This is a genomic window from Streptomyces sp. NPDC001922, assembly GCF_042891165.1.
In the GTDB taxonomy this organism is placed as follows: Bacteria; Actinomycetota; Actinomycetes; order Streptomycetales; family Streptomycetaceae; genus Streptomyces.
Genome location: NZ_JBIASV010000012.1, coordinates 116,145 through 131,800, shown reverse-complemented (window position 1 = coordinate 131,800; position 15,656 = coordinate 116,145). Strand labels below are relative to the sequence as shown.

The window sequence follows — 15,656 nt, the reverse complement described above, 5'->3', positions numbered from 1 at the left end:
CCGTGGCCACGGACGTCACCGTGGCCACGGCCCCCTTGGCGCGCCGGCGCGCGTCAGCCGGGTTCGTGGCCGGTGGCCACCGGACGCTGCGCGTCCGCGGTCCACTCGCTCCACGAGCCCACGTACAGCGCGGCCGGAAGGCCCGCCACCGCCAGGGCGAGCACCTGGTGCGCGGCCGAGACCCCGGAGCCGCAGTAGACGCCGACCTGTGCGCCGCTGTCCGCGCCCAACGCGTCGAAGCGCTTGCGCAGTTCGGCCGCGGGCAGGAAGCGGCCGTCCGCCGCGACGTTCTCCATCGTGGGGGCCGACACCGCCCCGGGGATGTGCCCGGCGACCGGGTCGATCGGCTCCACCTCGCCGCGGTAGCGCTCCGCGGCCCGGGCGTCGAGCAGCACGCCCGACCGCGCGAGGGCCGCCGCGTCGTCGGCGTCGAGGAGCGGCAGCGCTCCCGGCTCCGGGGTGAACGTCCCCTCCGCGGGCACCGGTACGTCCGTGGAGAGCGGCCGCCCCTCGGCGCTCCAGTGGGCGAATCCGCCGTCCAGCACCCGGACGTCGGGGTGGCCGGACCAGCGCAGCATCCACCATGTCCGGGCCGCGGCCCAGCCCTTGCCGCCGTCGTAGACCACGACCGGGCGGTCCGCGCCGACCCCGGCCCGGCGCATCGCACCGGCGAAGACCGCGAGTTCGGGCAGCGGGTGGCGGCCGTTCTTCCCCGGGGGGCCGGCGAGTTCGGTCTCCAGGTCGATGTAGACCGCGCCGGGCAGGTGCCCGGCCTCGTAGACGGGGCGTCCGGGCGGGCCGCCCATCTCGTAACGGACGTCGAGCAGCACGGGCGGGCGCGGGCCGGCGGTCTCCCGCTCCAGGGCGGATGCGGTGATGATGGCATTCATGGTTCCCATCCTTGCGTAGCGGCGGCTGCGCCGGATGCTGCCGGGAGAACCGGCACACGGCGGAGGGGCACCGGAAGGTTCTCCCGGGGAAACGGATGCCGCGTGGCAAAACGGTCACCGGTCCGGACCGGCCCGGCCGTCGCGGCGCGGCCCCGGCGTGCCGTGTCGGAAGCGGTGCCAGCATCTGATGGGGCGTCCGCCCGGACGGCGCACGCCCGGATCCCGCACGACCACCACGATGGTCCGAGGAGAGAATGCCCATGACCGAGGCCGAGACCCACCACAGACCGGGTACGCCTTGCTGGGTGAGCCTGATGGTGCACAGCCTGACCGCCACCCAGGACTTCTACAGCTCCCTGTTCGGCTGGACGTTCAGCCCGGGGCCCCCGCAACTCGGGCCGTATGCACAGGCCCTGCTCGGCGGCCGGGTGGTCGCCGGGATCGGGGTGCTGCCCCCGGACCGGGAGTTGCCCGTCGCCTGGACGACGTATCTGGCCACCGAGGACACCCATGCGACCGCCTACCGGATCCGGTGCTGCGGCGGCACCGTGGGCGTCGGGCCGCTGGACGCGGGCGCCGCGGGCCGGCTGGTGATCGCCGCGGACCCGACGGGCGCGGTGTTCGGTGCCTGGCAGAGCAGGGAGCACCGGGGGACGGAGGCGGCCGGCGATCCCGGCACCCCGGTCCGGAGCGAGCTGTTCACCCGGGAGTCCGGGACAGCGGCCAAGTTCTACGCGGCGGTCTTCGGGTTCGAGCCGGCGGCGGACGGGCCGGACCGCCACGCGCTGCTGCTGGACGGCCGGCCCGTCGCCGCGGTGCACGGCCTGGGGGCGGCCCTGCCGCGCGAACGCGGCCCGTACTGGATGACGTCGTTCGCGGTCGCGGACGCCGACGCGGCGGCCCGGCGGGTGACCGAGCTCGGCGGCCGGGTGGTCCGGCCGCCGGGCGACGGCGCGGCCGGGAGGTCGGCGGAGGTCGCCGACCCGGAGGGCGCCGTCTTCACCGTGCTGGCGGCGCGTTCGTAGCTCACCGGTGGCGCGAGGCGGCCGGAGCGCGCGACCCGCGCCCCGGCCGTCAGTCGTCCGGCATCTGCGGCACCGCGCAGTTGCGCTGCGGCACCCGGCCCTCGGGCCAGCCCACGCCCTCGAAGGTGAGCCGGGTGGAGGCCGGGTCCAGCCGGACCACGAACGTGGCCTTGTCGTACGGATTGCCGGCGTTGGTCAGGCAGATCCAGCCGCTGGCGCCCTGCACCCGGGAGGCGAGGTTCAGATGGGCGAAGTCCTGCTTGATCCGCTCCCGGGGCGGGACCTCCGTCTTGCTGATCGCGGCCGCCTTGGCGAGCCCCTCGGCGGCGGTGAGGACCACGTCGTGGGTGGTGATCGTGCGGCCGTCGTCGAGCTGCACCGGGCCGATGTTGCCCGCCGCGGCGATGTCCGCGCGCAGGGCTTTCATGGCGTCCTGGGGCTCGGCGAGGTAGCGGGGCAGGTCCTCGCGGCGCGGCTTCGAGCCGTGCCGCGCGGCCTTCTCCCGCCACCGCCGGGCCTCGACGTCCCAGGCGTCGGGGTGGGCGGGCGCCGTGTACCGGACGGACACCGAGGGCTTGCCCACGCCGGCGTCCCCGCGGAGCAGTGCGCGCTCGTCCCGGTCCAGCCGCTGCCCCAGGGTCGTCGCGTCGGAGCCGGTGATCACGGTGTAGGACTTCTTGCCGGTGCAGTAGGTGCCGGCCAGCTTCTTGACGAACAGCTCCAGGTGGAAGGCGCGTCCGGCGAAGTACACCACGCGGGCGTTGGACTGGCAGATGTTGCGGGCGAAGTCCTCGAACTCGTTGGGCGTGACGCCCGCCTTCTCGCGTCCGGGCGAGGCGAACGTCATGTCCTGCACCCCGGCCCCGCCACCCTGCCGACGGCCGCCCCGGGCCTCGGTGAAGGTCGTCCAGAGCGACGCGTTGTAGCTGTCGTTCGGCCGGGTGTCGGCGACCAGCGCGGTGTGGGCCCCGGCCAGCTCCGGGTCGAAGTCGAGCAGGGCGCGGGCCTGGTCCCGGCTGGTGGGCACGGCCCGGACCAGCCCCGGGTAGGGGTCCTCGTCCCGGCCCCGGCCCTCGGGGTTGGCGAAGTCGCCCGCGGTGACGACGCTGGCGACGACGGGGATGCCCAGCCGGTTCGTCACATGGGACATGGCGTCCCGGGTGGCCCGCAGGCTGAGGTTGAAGCCCGCGATCACCCGCAGGCCGGGCTCGGTCGCCACGAGCCGGTCCACCGTGTGCCGCCACAGCCGGTAGCTGCGGCCCGGGTTGGCCAGGACCAGCCGGACGGGAGGCTTGGCCCCGTCGGCGGCGTTCGCCCTCAGCTGGGCCAGGTGGGCGCCCTGCACCTCGCTCAGGATCTGCTTCCGGACGGCCGCGTTGCTCGACTCCAGGGGGATCAGCAGGGCCACCGTCGCGTGCTTCGTACCGGCGATCCGCCGGTTCTCCGCCTCGATCCGGGCGGAGACCTCGGCCATCCCCTCGGCGTCCGGCATGAAGACCCCGGTGCCGTCCGAGACGCCCACGCAGTCCTTGCCGTGCACCTGCAGCCCCTCGCCGCAGCTCTCGGGGCCGTCCGGCCCGAGCAGGAGGGAACCGCCCCGGCCCAGCCCCGCGAGCACGGCCAGCACGAGGCCGGCGACGGTGACCGGCCCCAGCCGGCCGTAGCGCCGTGCGGCCGTCGGCGCGCCCGGGTGTCCGGCGGCCCGGCCGGGGCCCGTGGTGACCTGGAGGAGCCGTCCGGGCAGTGGTACGTCCCGGCCCAGCCGCCGCTCCTCGGCGGCCGTCTCCCGGGCGTGGAACAGGGCCGGTACGGCGTGCCGCAGCCCGCTCGCGGGGACCGGCTCGTTCGGCACTTGCGGGGAGGGGGCGGCGCCCGGCGCCGAGGTGGCCACCACCACGGGGTACACCCGCAGAGCGCGGGAGCGGCCGTCGTACGCGGTGAGCAGGGTGTCCCGGACGGCCCGCCGGTCGGGGGCGGTGTCCACGTCCGGCAGCAGGATCACCGGGCGGCGGGCCCGGTTGAGCCGGCGGAAGAGGCCGTAGTGCGCGTCGATGTCCGCGAGCAGCGCCTCGACCAGCAGCAGCCGCTTGTCGGCCGGCGCGGTGCCGCGCCGCTTGTGCAGTTCCCGGAACACCTCGCGCGAGGTGCGCAGTTCCAGGGCGCCGAACCGCTTCCGCCGGTACCAGCGGACGGTGCGGTAGTGCGGGAACCGCAGGGCGTCGACGGCCCAGCCGCCCAGCGACACCAGCCAGTTCACCTGCTGCGGGGCGTTCTCCGGCCGGGGCAGCCCCTGGAAGCGCCGGCGTAACTCCGTGAGGACGTGCCGGCGCTCCTTGGCGATGGCCTGCCGGACCATGTGCGCCAGCTCGTCGACCTGCTCGGCCTCGGTGTGGCCGGGTACCGGCTCCCAGACGTAGAGCGCGGCGAAGGCGGCGGCGAAGCGGGGGAACACCAGGGGCAGCCGGTAGGCCGGACGGCCGTCGTAACCGCAGCCCTGGGCCACCGCGAGCAGCGCGGCGGCCAGCTCCTTCTCCCCCGCGTTCTCGGCGGGAACGCCGCCCGGGCTGTTGACCGGAAGCACGCCCCGGTAGCGGGAGTGGTACTGCTCGGGCCAGGGCCGCACCGTGCTCTCCGGGCCTTCGAGCTGAAGGACCAGGGCTCCGCCGGACCGCCGGGAGAACCGGAGTCCCCGCCGTCGCAGCCGGTCCCGGATCACCAGTTGTGCCAGCGCGGCGTCCAGTTGCTCGTCCATACGCGACTCCCCGTCCCCCAACGGCGCCCGCCCCGGGTCCGGCGCCGGACCTGGGGAGCACTATAGAGACATACATCACGCGAATCGCCGGAACTTCGGGGTTTCCAGGACAACCCTCGGTGGTCCGAGGACCACGGTCCGGTGCTCGCGGCCGGGACGTGCTGCGGCGCGGAGCCCGGCCGTGGCGGGGCACCGGGAACCGTCCGGGCCGCCGTCCCGGCGGCTCCCCCGGTGTCCCCGCGACCGCCTCCGGTACAACGCCCGGTAACGGGCCGGAGGCCCCTCCTCCGGATTTGCTCCGGGCCAGGGGCGGTGTGCCACAGTAGGCCGTCCCGCTCGGCCGGGCGCGCCCGCGCGCCGCCGCCGGGGCTCCCCCATACCCAGAACAGCGGATCCGGCCGTGCCCGCGCGCGCCCGGCTCCGCCGTGCCCCTACGTCCTTGGTCAGGAGCGATGCAGGCAACGACTCTTGTTCCCCGGTCCACGGATTTGTTCGACCAGGGCCTGGAGCTCCAGGCCGGTTCCGCGCTGTTGCGGTTCGGTGCCGCCCGGCAGCGGCCGGACGGGCGGATCAGCTGGTCCGGCCACGGCGCGGCCGCCTGGCTCGACGATGCCCGGGGGCACGTGTGGAGCGTCGGCGAACCGGATGCCGCCGCCGGGCTGGTGCTGCGCGCCGCCCATGAGCTGCCCGACCGGGTGCGGGAGTTCACCGGGCCCCGGGGCACCGACCGGCTGGTCGGCCGCCATCTCGCGGTGACCGACGTCATCGAGTGGATCTTCCGCTGGACCGTGGAGGAACCGGCCGTCCACCCGGCCGAGCACCGGGTGGTCGAGCTCGACGAGAGCCACCACGACGAGCTGCTGGCCTTCCTCAACGAGCACAGCCCCGCGCACTCGACCGGCCCCGGCTCCTCGGACGTCCGGCTGTGGGCCGGCATCCGCGAGGCCGACGGACGGCTGGTGGCCTGCGGCGCCATGAGCAGCCTGCGGGACAGCGGTGCCCCGCTCATGGCGTCCGTCGCGACCGACGCCGGGGTGCGCGGCCAGGGCCTCGGTGCGGCGCTGACCTCGTGGCTGACCCGCTGCGCCGTGCGCCGGGACGGCTTCTGCACCCTGTGGCAGCTCGCCGACAACGCCCCGGCCGACCGCCTCTACAACCGCCTCGGCTACCGCAACGAGGACCCCTGCGTGGCCGCGCGCCTGGTCACCCCGTACTGACCGGGGGCGCCGACGGGGTGGATCCGCCGCCGGGCCACGGCCGCATGATGCGGCGGCGGCCCGGTACGGTAACGCCCCGCGGCCCCGGTTCCGCCGGGGCTACGGCGTACCGGGCCGTACTCCGCCGACCCCACCGCCGGCGTCCAGCGGGGTGATGCGCCGCTGTGCGGCGAAGGCGGCGGCCGGGTAGCGCGGGTCCGGCCGCAGGGCGTATTCGCGCAGACATGCCTCGGTGAACTTGATGACGTGCTCGTCGCCGTGCTCGGCCGCCCGCGCCCCCAGTTCGGCGATCGGGGGCGGCTCCGGCACCTCCGAACGCCAGGCGGCCGTGCCCTCCCCGCGCCGGTCGGTGGTGAAGGCGAGCAGGAAGGCGGCCTGCACCTGCCACAGCCGGGCCAGGGTGGGCCCGTGCAGTTCGTACGGCAGGTGCGGCAGCACGATGCGCGCCGCGGCCGGCGCCGTGACACCGTGGACCAGCGGCACCGGGTACACCTCGGGATGGCCGAGATAGACGTCGGCGAACTGCAGCGTCATCTCGCCGAGCAGTCGTGGGGCGTGCTCCGCGGCTGGCCACTCCAGCGCCTCGTGGTACCCCGGAAGGCCGGAGAGGCCGTCCAGCCGGGCGCGGGCGGTGCCCGGTCCCAACCCGCCCTCCTCCGGTACCCGGGGCAGCTCCGCCACGGCGGCGGACAGCTCGCGGTGGCCGGTGAGCCGGGGGCTGCCGGGCAGCACGGTGTGGCGGGCGGCCCAGTACGCCAGCCCGCGCGCCAGCTCGTCCCGCTGCAGCCGGGTCGGCCGGCCGGACGCGGAGAGGGCGCGGACCGCGTGGGCGGTGCGGATGAGGCCGTGGGTCAGTCCGGCGAACAGCCCCGGAAGCAGCCGGGGCCACCAGCGGACGAGGACGTCCCGCCAGTGCGCTTCGGCCAGTTCGCGGGTGAAGAGCCGCTCCCAGTCACCGGCCCGGCGGAAGTCCCCGAGCGCCGGACGCCAGGAGGACTCGTCCGCGGGGTCCAGGGCGAAGCGGGCGGCCGGGGGTTCGTGGTGCTCCATGGCGCGGCGGTAGCGCCCCACCCAGCGCGCTACCTCGTCCTCCTGCCCGAGCAGGGCGAGCGCCTCGGCCCCCATCGGGCCGTGGTTGGCGAGGTCGACCCCCTGCCCCCGCTCGTAGCCGAGGTCGTCCATCCGTTCCAGGGCATCGTTGACGGCATCGCTGTAGCTGATCGACGGCATGCGCAGCACCCTTCGAAGATTCAAACAGTTTGGATATCCAAACCATCTACACTGCGTAGTATGCGCCAGGAGTCCAGTGAGCGGAAGGCGGTCCGGAGACCGACCGCCGAGGAGATCGAAGTCGTGGGTCTCGTCCCGCTGTTGGAGCCCTTCTACCGCGGCGCCGTCGTCCGGGACCTCATGCCGGAGGCGCTCCGCGACGCGATGGAGACCCACCGGCTGACGCCGCGTCACGGCGCCGTGCTGCCCCATCTGCTGGCCGGCCCGCCGCTGACCGTCGGCGACATCGCCCGCCGGCTCCATGTGTCGCTGCCCACCGCCAGCGAGCTGGTCGGCGGGCTGAGCCGGGCCGGGATCGTGGTCCGGGGCGAGGACCCGGCGAACCGCCGCCGGGTGCTGGTGTCCCTGGCCGAGGAGTACCGCCCGGCGCTGGAGACCTTCATCGTCCGGCGGGTCGAGCCGCTGCTGCGGGCCCTGGAGGGGCTGTCGCCCGTGGAGCGGGCGGGATTCCTCGCGGGGCTGACGGCCTGGGTCCGCGAGGTGCAGAGCTAGGGCGTGGCCCGACGGAAACGCAGGGCGTCCACCGTGGGGCCGCCCGAGGGCCGGAACGGGCAGGCGCCTGACGGGGCGTGTCCTACCGCCGGCCGGCGTCCACCGCGTCCACCGCGTCCACCGCGTCCACCGGCAGCACATCCGGGGAGAGCGCGGCCGCCCGCGCGGCGGCGGAGGTCGTCCGGCGCCGGTGGTGGCGGCGGCACAGCACCTCGTAACCCACCTCGTCCTCCCCGTGGTTGACGTCGCCGATCACCACCTGCGCGCCCTCCACGACCATCCGGCCGCCCACGGTACGGGCGTTGTGCGTGGCCCGGGCACCGCACCAGCACAGCGACTCGACCTGGAGGACCTCGATGCGGTCGGCGAGCTCCACCAGCCGCTGCGAACCCGGGAAGAGCTTGCTGCGGAAGTCGGTGGTGATCCCGAAGGCGAACACGTCGAGTTCGAGGTCGTCGACGACCCGGGCGAGCTGGTCTATCTGCTCGGGCTCCAGGAACTGCGCCTCGTCCGCGATGACGTAGTCCGCCCGGCCGCCGGCCGAGAGGTGGCCGACGAGATGGGCGTAGAAGTCGAACCCGGTCCCGGCCTCGACCGCGTCCGTCACCAGCCCGAGGCGGGAGGAGAGCTTGCCCTCGCCGGCCCGGTCGTCCCGGGTGAAGATCATGCCCTTCAGGCCCCGCGCCGAGCGGTTGTGCTCGATCTGCAGAGCGAGGGTGCTCTTTCCGCAGTCCATGGTTCCGGAGAAGAACACCAGCTCGGGCATGGGAGTGGCAGGGCCTTTCGGGTGGTGCGCGGGAGCGGGCGGACGGCGGGCGGGGCCCGCGGGAGGGATCAGGTACGGACTTCGAGGAGCGGCACGAGCTGTTCCACGGCCGTCATCGAGCCGTGCAGGCCGACCATGGCCGATTCGTTCGGCTCGGTCTCCGAGGCCACGATGGCGACGTCGTCGCAGGCCGCGGCGACCACGTCGCCGATCCGGCCGCGGACCCGCTCGTCGACGTGCGGGCCGAACCACCCGGCGTCGATGGCCTCTTCGCGGGTCGCCACCCACATCCGGTCCCCCACCACCTCGCGCCAGACGGCGGCCACGTCGCCGGCCGCGCCGGGCACGGCGTAGAGGTGCCGGGCACGGCCCTCACCGCCGAGCACGGCGACTCCGGCGCGCAGCTCCCAGTCCTCGTCGAAGTCGATCCGGGAGTCCGGGTCGAACGGGAGGTCGATCATGCCGTGGTCGGCGGTGACGTAGAGGACGGAACGCGGGGGCAGTTGCTCGGCGAGCCGCTGCGCGAGCCGGTCCACGTACATGAGCTGGCCGCGCCAGGCGTCGGAGTCCACCCCGAAGCGGTGCCCCTTGCCGTCGACCTCGCTGTAGTACGTGTAGACCAGCGAGCGGTCCGCGGCGCCGAGCTGGGCCGCGGCGAAGTCCATCCGGTCCTCACCGGTGAGCCGCCCGTGGAAGGTGCCGCCGCTCAGCGCGATCTTCGTCAGCGGGGTGTGCTGGAAGTCCGGCGCCGAGACCTGGCACGTGTGCACTCCGGCGGCGTCGGCGAGTTGGAAGACCGTCGGGTACGGCTGCCAGAGGTGCGGGTCGGTCCAGGGCCGCCAGCGCAGCTGGTTCATCAGGGCGCCGGTGTCCGGATCCAGCACGGTGTACCCCGGCAGTCCGTGCTCACCGGGCGGCAGACCGGTGCCGACGGAGGCCAGCGACGTCGCCGTGGTGGACGGGAAGCCGGCGGCTATCGGGGCTCCGGTGCCGCCGCGGGAGCTCGCCAGCAGGCTCGTCAGGAAGGGCGCCTCGTCGGGGTGCGCCTTCAGCAGCTCCCAGCCGAGACCGTCGACGAGGAAGACGCAGACCCGGTCGGCGGGCTCCAGCGCCAGCCCGGCGGCCAGCCCCGGAACGCCCTGGCCGGCGGCGAGGGTGGGCAGCAGCTCCGCGAGCGTGCCGCTGCCGTAGTCGGGGACGGGGGCGGTGCGCGGGTCGAGGGGCGCGGGCTCCGGCCAGGCGGAGCCGGCGGTGGCGGGCTGGACCATCAGCGGCCGGACGCCACGGTGGCCTCGGACAGGGCCTGGGCGAACGCCAGGGTCTGCCGCACCGAGTCGGGGCCGTCACCGGCCTCGCTGACCCGGAGGCTGAGGTCGTCCGCGGTGGAGGAGCCGGTGTAGCCGTGGTCCGCCTCGCAGTTGGGGTCGCCGCAGGCCGCGGGCTCGAGGTCGAGCCGGCTGACGGCGCCCCAGCCGATGGTGAGCACCACCTCGCGGGGCAGGGCTCCCGGAGTGTAGGACTCCGGGTTGGCCACGACCCGGCTCAGCACGACCGAGGAGATCCGGTCGATCCGGACGGACTCGGTGGAGGTGGTGGCGTACGGCGACGGGGACGTGCCGTCGGCGGCCTGCTCGTCGGTGTGGCTGACGATGAAGCGGGTGCCCGTGAGGACGAGCACCGTCACATGGCGGCGGACCTCGTTCGCGTCGAAGGTGGTCTCCTGGTGGACCAGGTACGACGTGACCGGCTCACCGCCCACGGCGGCCTCCACCGCCTCGGCCACGAGGGCCGGGTAGTAGCCGCTGCGCTCGATCGCCGCGCGCAGCCCCTGGGTCGTCGTACCGGTCTTCGCCATGGCCCCCATCCTAAGGGGCGAACGGGGCACCGGGCCCTCCCCCTGCCGGGCGGCGGACGGCCCGGCGCCGGGCCGGTGTCCGCTCGCTCCCGGCGGGCGGACACCCCGTGGGCGCGGGGGCCGGTGGTCCCGGGCGTTACGGAGCGGGGGCGGGCGGCCTGCGGTACCGCTAGTACGCGGGGAGGCGGCGCGGGCCGAGGTCCGGGGAGGCCGGGCGCGGGGCGAGCCGCACCGAGGCGCCGAGCACGGTGAGCCCGTGCGGGGCGACCACCACCGGCTCCAGATCGACGGCCACGACCTCGGGGTGGTCGTCCACCAGCCGGGAGACCCGCAGCAGGAGCTCCTCCAGCGCGTCGGTGTCCACCGGCTGGGAGCCCCGCCAGCCGAAGAGGAGAGGGGCGGTCCGGATGGACCGGATGAGCTCGGCGGCGTCCCGGTCGGTGACCGGGACGAGCCGGTGGGCGGTGTCGCCGAGCAGCTCCGAGGGGGCTCCGGCGAGCCCGAAGGAGAGCACGGCACCGGCGGACGGGTCGATGGCGGCCCGGACGACCGTGTCCACCCCGCGCGGGGCCATGGCCTGCACGACGGGCCAGAGCTCCTCGGCCTTGCCGAGGGAGTCGGTCAGCTCCTGGTGGGCCCGGCGGAGCTCCTTCTCGCTGGTGAGGTCCAGCCGGACTCCCCCGAGGTCGGCGCGGTGCCGCAGGTGCGGGGCGGTGGTCTTGAGGGCCACCGGGTAACCGAGGCGGGCGGCGGCAGCGGCGGCGGTGTCCGGGTCGGGGGCGGGCAGGGTGCGCCGCACGGCGATGCCGTACCGGGCGAGCAGCCGTTCCGCGTCGGCGGGGCCCAGGGGCGTGCTGCGGGGCATCGCCGCGCCGCCGGGCCGCTCGGCGGCGGCCGGGCCGTCCGCCCCGCTGCCGAGCAGCAGATCGATGTCGGACCCGGCCTCCGCCTCCTGGATGTCGTCGTACTCCGGCACCCGGCCGGTCTCGGCGGCCTGCCGCCGCCACTGGGCGTACCGGACGGCCTCGGCGAGGGCCCGGACGGCCCGCTCCGCGGCGGGGTAGGCGGGGATGCGGGCGCCGTCCGGCTCGCCCTCGGGCGGTCCGTCCAGCGGCGCCCCGAGCGCGCCGACGAGTTCGTCGATCTCCAGGTGGACCACGGTCACCGGCTTGCGGACGGGGCTCGCGGCGACCGCCTCGCGCAGCGCGGCGGCCAGCGCCCGGCCGCCGTACCCGCCGTCCGGCGGGCCGTCGTCGCCGACCCAGGGGATGGCGGTGACCACGACCGCGTCGCAGAGGTCGTCGGCCAGCGCCGCGGAGAGCGCGGCGCGGAAGTCGTCCGGGGTGGCGCCCGTGGTGAGGTCGCGCGGCGGGAGCGGGCGGAGCCGCTCGGTCAGACAGGCGTCGTAGGTGAGCAGGCCCAGCGACTCGGAGTTGCCCAGGATCGCGACCCGGGGGCCGTCGGGCAGCGGCTGCCCGGCGAGCAGCAGCCCGGCGTCGGCCAGTTCGGTGACCGTGTCGACCCGGATCACCCCGGCCTGCCGGAGCAGCGCGGAGACGGTGGCGTCCGGGATCCGGGTGGTGGGCACGGCGTGGCCGGTGGGCGCACTGCCGCTGTGCCGGGCGCCCTTGACGACGACCACGGGCTTGACCATGGCCGTGCGCCGGGCGAGCCGGGTGAACTTCCGCGGGTTGCCGATGGACTCCAGGTACATCAGCGCCACATCGGTGTTCGGGTCGTCGTGCCAGTACTGGAGGAAGTCGTTGCCGGAGACGTCGGCCCGGTTGCCGGAGGAGACGAAGGTGGAGATCCCGACGTGCCCGCCGCCGCGCCGGTGCAGGCCGGAGAGGAGGGCGATGCCGATCGCGCCGGACTGGGTGAAGAGGCCGAGCCGCCCCGCGGGGGGAAGCTCGGGCGAGAGGGAGGCGTTGAGGCGTACCCCGGGGTCGGTGTTGAGCACGCCGAAGGCGTTGGGCCCGATGATCCGCATCCCGTACGAGCGTGCCTGCCGCACGAGTTCGCGCTGCCGGTCGCGGCCTTCCGGCCCGCTCTCCGCGTAGCCGGAGGAGACGACCACCAGCCCCTGCACGCCGTGCTCGCCGCAGTCGGCGACCACCGCCGGCACGTGCTCGGCGGGCACCGCGACGACGGCGAGGTCCACCGGCTCGTCGATGTCCTTCACCGAGCGGCAGGCGGGGACCCCCTCCAGCTCCGTGGTGCCGTCCGGGAAGGCGTGGTTGACCGCGTAGACGCGGCCGGTGAAGCCCCCGTCGAGGAGATTGCGCAGCACCGAGCGCCCGACGCCGCCGGGCCGCCGCCCGGTTCCGATGACCGCGACCGAGCCCGGACCGAGCAGCCGCTGCACGGAGCGGGCCTCGGCCCGCTGCTCCCGGCCGCGCTGCACGGCGAGCGACCGGTCGGTGGGTTCGAGACCGAACTCGAGCCGCACCACCCCGTCCTCGAAGCTGCGCTTCTGGGTGTACCCGGCGTCGGTGAACACCTTGATCATCTTGGTGTTGGCGGGCAGCACCTCGGCGGCGAAGCGGCGAATGCCGCGCTCGCGGGCGACCGCGGCGATGTGCTCCAGGAGCGCGGAGGCCACGCCCCGGCCCTGGTGGGCGTCCTGGACGAGGAAGGCGACCTCGGCCTCGTCGGCGGGGACGGACGCCGCCATGCCCCGCTCGTCGATCCGGTCGTACCGCACGGTGGCGATGAATTCGCCGCCCACCGTCGCCGCCAGGCCGACCCGGTCCACGTAGTCGTGGTGGGTGAACCGGCGCACATCGCGATCGGAGAGCCGGGGGTACGGTGCGAAGAAGCGGTAGTACTTCGACTCGTCCGAGACCTGCTCGTAGAAGCTCACCAGGCGCTGGGCGTCATCGGGAGTGATGGGCCGGATCTGGGCGGTGCCGCCGTCACGCAGCACGACGTCGGCTTCCCAGTGGGTCGGGTAGGCGTGCTCCGACGGCAGTTCCATGGCCCAAGCCTACGGGCGCAGGGCCGCGGGGAGCACCGGAAGTGCCGTGAGAGACTGGCCGCGTCTGGTCTAGACAACTGTCCCATCTGAAGACCGCCACGACCCGAAGGGCAACACCATGGTTGAGCGCCGCGTCACTGTCGGCTGGGCCGAGGGCCTGCATGCCCGGCCTGCTTCGATCTTCGTTCGCGCGGCGAACGCCTCCGGCGTCCCCGTGACGATCGCCAAGCCCGAGGGCACCCCGGTCAACGCCGCTTCGATGCTGGCCGTGCTGGGACTGGGTGCCCAGGGCGGCGAGGAGATCGTCCTCTCCTCCGAGGCCGACGGTGCCGAGGCCGCTCTGGACCGGCTGGCGAAGCTGGTCGCCGAGGGGCTGGAGGAGCTCCCGGAGACCGTCTGAGGGGTCCTTGCACCAGGTCCGCCCCGGTGGGCGGCCCTGCGGGTGTCCGGCGCGCGGCCGCCGCGGGAAGGGACACCGTGCAGACCGCCGACGTGCGGGCCGCCACTGTGCGGACCGCCGGGGACATGCGTGCACGGCCGGGCCGTGGTGAACCTCTCGGAGGGGCGCCGCGGCCCGGCCCTTTTCCGTCCCCGTCCCGATTCCCGTTCCCCTTCCCGTCCGACGGGAATGCGCGGACCGAATTCCCGCCCGCCGGTACCGGAATTCTGTTAATTCCCCGCGCTCAGCGTGTTGACGGGTTGTTTCGGATTTCTCACCGGAAAGGGCCGGCGCAGTCGGTAGGCCGCCAGGGAACGTTCGGCGTGCGCGGCCATCAGCGCGCGGGCCCGGTCCGCGTCACGCCGCGCCACCGCGTCGGTGACCGCCCCGTACTCCTGCCAGGACTCGGCCCTGCGGACCGGCGGATGGGCCGCGTACACCCAGGTGACCTTGCGGCGGACCTGGGTGAGCAGCGAGGCCAGGCTGGGGCTGCCGGACGCCTGGGCGAGGGTCTCGTGGAACCAGTCGCCGAGCGGCCGCAGATCCGCGGTGTGCCCCCGGCGGGCCCGCTCCTGGCCCAGCCGGACCAGTCCGCGCAACACCTTGAGGTGGGCCTCGGTGCGGCGCTGTGCGGCACGGGCGGCGCCCAGCGGTTCCAGCAGCACCCGCATGTCGAGGAGGTCGGCCGCCTCCTGCGCGGTGGGCTCGGCGACACAGGCACCGGCGTGCCGGCGCGTGGTCACGAACCCCTCGGACTCCAGCGTGCGCAGGGCCTCCCGCACGGGCACCCGGGAGACGCCGTACCGGCGGGCCAGCACCTCCTCGGTGAGCCGGCTGCCGGGCGGGTGCGCACCGGAGACGATGTCGTCCCGGATCGCCTGGCACACCGCGTGCGCCGGAATTCCTTTGCCGGCCGTCGGCAGCGTATTGCCGTTCACCGTCGCCCCCGCATCGCCCGACCTCCTGTGAAAGGTGAAGGGCGAAGCACAATTCGGCGCCGCCCCGTTCAGGAACTCTATGGCAATGCGGAGGCGTTTCCGATGCGTACCGCCGGACCGGCGTTGTCTTTCGGACAGGCCGGACCGGCGAACTCCGCTGGACGTGCCGGACCGGCGTTGCCGTGCGGCCCGGCGGCGGCCCGAGGCCTCAGAGGCTGAGGCCGTGCGACCGGAGGTAGGCGACCGGGTCCATGTCCGAGCCGTAGTCGGGAGAGGTACGGGCCTCGAAGTGCAGGTGCGGGCCCGTGGTGTTGCCGGTGTTGCCGGACAGGCCGATCTGCTTCCCCGGGGTGACCGTCTCGCCCACGGAGACACCGATGGAGGACAGGTGGCCGTACTGGGTGTACGTACCGTCCTTCATCTTGATCACCACGTTGTTGCCGTAGGCGCCGCCCCAGCCCGCCTCGACGACCTCGCCCGCGCCGACGGCGTGGACGGAGGTGCCGGTGGACGCGTGGAAGTCGATGCCGGTGTGGCTGCCGGAGGACCAGGCGCCGCCGGAGGCCTGATAGCCGGTGGAGACGCTGCTGCCCTCAACGGGGAGGACGAAGGTGTTGAGACGCTTGCGCTCGGCCTCGCGGGCGGCCCGCTCCTTGGCCTCGCGCGCCTTCTCGGCCTTGGCGGCGGCCTCGCGCCGCGCCTCGGCGGCCCGCTTCTTCGCCTCGGCCTCGGCCTTGGCCTTGGCGGCGGCCGCGTCGGCGGCCTCCTGCTGGGCCTCCGCCTGGGCGTCGATCGTGTCGGCGAGGGTGTCCCCGGCGACGATCGCCTGGCGCAGCCCGGTCTCCTCGGGCGCCGGGGTCTCCCCGGGCGCGGCGAGCGCGGGCGTGGCGACCGAGGTGACGGCGCCTGCGGCGGTGAGCGCGGCTATGCCTGCGATGTTCGCGCCGGAGCGGGCCATGCGGCTCGGACGGCGGTGTTTCCCGGTGGCACGGGTGAACGCCATGGGGCGGCGTGC

Annotated in this window: 13 protein-coding genes; 4 read left to right on the top strand and 9 right to left on the bottom strand. The window is 74.8% G+C overall.

Going from position 1 to position 15,656, the window contains the following annotated elements; translation table 11 throughout:
- Nucleotides 1-53 precede the first annotated feature (53 nt).
- Nucleotides 54-890, bottom strand: a complete 837-nt coding sequence (locus ACFYYR_RS23045; RefSeq protein ID WP_388856576.1) for a sulfurtransferase — start codon at nt 888-890, stop codon at nt 54-56.
- A 260-nt stretch (nt 891-1,150) separates the two neighbouring features.
- On the opposite strand from ACFYYR_RS23045, the gene ACFYYR_RS23040 reads away from it, so the two are divergent.
- Entirely contained in the window at nt 1,151-1,915 is a 765-nt protein-coding gene (locus ACFYYR_RS23040; protein WP_388856573.1) for a VOC family protein, read from the top strand.
- Between the two features lie 49 nt (nt 1,916-1,964).
- Here the strand turns inward: ACFYYR_RS23040 and ACFYYR_RS23035 are convergent, their stop codons facing one another.
- Complete coding sequence (locus ACFYYR_RS23035) at nt 1,965-4,667, bottom strand: hypothetical protein (protein ID WP_388856570.1); 2,703 nt, start codon at nt 4,665-4,667, stop codon at nt 1,965-1,967.
- Nucleotides 4,668-5,119: 452 nt separating this feature from the next.
- Here ACFYYR_RS23035 and ACFYYR_RS23030 point away from each other — a divergent pair, with 452 nt between their 5' ends.
- Nucleotides 5,120-5,884 carry a GNAT family N-acetyltransferase gene (locus ACFYYR_RS23030; protein WP_388856567.1) on the top strand — a complete coding sequence of 255 codons (765 nt, stop codon included), beginning with the start codon at nt 5,120-5,122 and terminating at the stop codon, nt 5,882-5,884.
- Between the two features lie 99 nt (nt 5,885-5,983).
- Here ACFYYR_RS23030 and ACFYYR_RS23025 read toward each other — a convergent pair whose 3' ends face one another.
- Nucleotides 5,984-7,138, bottom strand: coding sequence for a hypothetical protein (locus tag ACFYYR_RS23025; protein ID WP_388856564.1), 1,155 nt, complete (start codon nt 7,136-7,138; stop codon nt 5,984-5,986).
- A gap of 36 nt (nt 7,139-7,174) precedes the next feature.
- Here ACFYYR_RS23025 and ACFYYR_RS23020 point away from each other — a divergent pair, with 36 nt between their 5' ends.
- Nucleotides 7,175-7,666 (top strand): MarR family winged helix-turn-helix transcriptional regulator, encoded by a 492-nt coding sequence (locus tag ACFYYR_RS23020; RefSeq protein ID WP_388856561.1) that lies wholly within the window; start codon nt 7,175-7,177, stop codon nt 7,664-7,666.
- Between the two features lie 82 nt (nt 7,667-7,748).
- Here ACFYYR_RS23020 and ACFYYR_RS23015 read toward each other — a convergent pair whose 3' ends face one another.
- The 4 genes from ACFYYR_RS23015 to ACFYYR_RS23000 all read right to left on the bottom strand — a co-directional run bounded on the left by ACFYYR_RS23015 (nt 7,749) and on the right by ACFYYR_RS23000 (nt 13,264).
- Entirely contained in the window at nt 7,749-8,432 is a 684-nt protein-coding gene (locus ACFYYR_RS23015) for a thymidine kinase (protein WP_388856558.1), read from the bottom strand.
- A gap of 68 nt (nt 8,433-8,500) precedes the next feature.
- The gene (locus ACFYYR_RS23010) at nt 8,501-9,700 is read right to left on the bottom strand and encodes an alkaline phosphatase family protein (RefSeq protein ID WP_388856555.1); all 1,200 of its coding nucleotides are present in this window, start codon (nt 9,698-9,700) and stop codon (nt 8,501-8,503) included.
- The gene (locus tag ACFYYR_RS23005) at nt 9,700-10,287 is read right to left on the bottom strand and encodes a DUF5998 family protein (RefSeq protein ID WP_351505042.1); all 588 of its coding nucleotides are present in this window, start codon (nt 10,285-10,287) and stop codon (nt 9,700-9,702) included. Before ACFYYR_RS23005 ends, ACFYYR_RS23010 begins: the two co-directional genes overlap by 1 nt.
- A gap of 169 nt (nt 10,288-10,456) precedes the next feature.
- Complete coding sequence (locus tag ACFYYR_RS23000; protein WP_388856551.1) at nt 10,457-13,264, bottom strand: GNAT family N-acetyltransferase; 2,808 nt, start codon at nt 13,262-13,264, stop codon at nt 10,457-10,459.
- A 118-nt stretch (nt 13,265-13,382) separates the two neighbouring features.
- Here ACFYYR_RS23000 and ACFYYR_RS22995 point away from each other — a divergent pair, with 118 nt between their 5' ends.
- On the top strand, nt 13,383-13,664 hold the full coding sequence (locus tag ACFYYR_RS22995) for an HPr family phosphocarrier protein (protein ID WP_388856548.1): 282 nt from the start codon (nt 13,383-13,385) through the stop codon (nt 13,662-13,664).
- 269 nt (nt 13,665-13,933) lie between these two features.
- Here the strand turns inward: ACFYYR_RS22995 and ACFYYR_RS22990 are convergent, their stop codons facing one another.
- Nucleotides 13,934-14,641 (bottom strand): GntR family transcriptional regulator, encoded by a 708-nt coding sequence (locus ACFYYR_RS22990; RefSeq protein WP_351505036.1) that lies wholly within the window; start codon nt 14,639-14,641, stop codon nt 13,934-13,936.
- 208 nt (nt 14,642-14,849) lie between these two features.
- Complete coding sequence (locus ACFYYR_RS22985; protein ID WP_388856544.1) at nt 14,850-15,644, bottom strand: M23 family metallopeptidase; 795 nt, start codon at nt 15,642-15,644, stop codon at nt 14,850-14,852.
- Nucleotides 15,645-15,656: the final 12 nt, after the last annotated feature.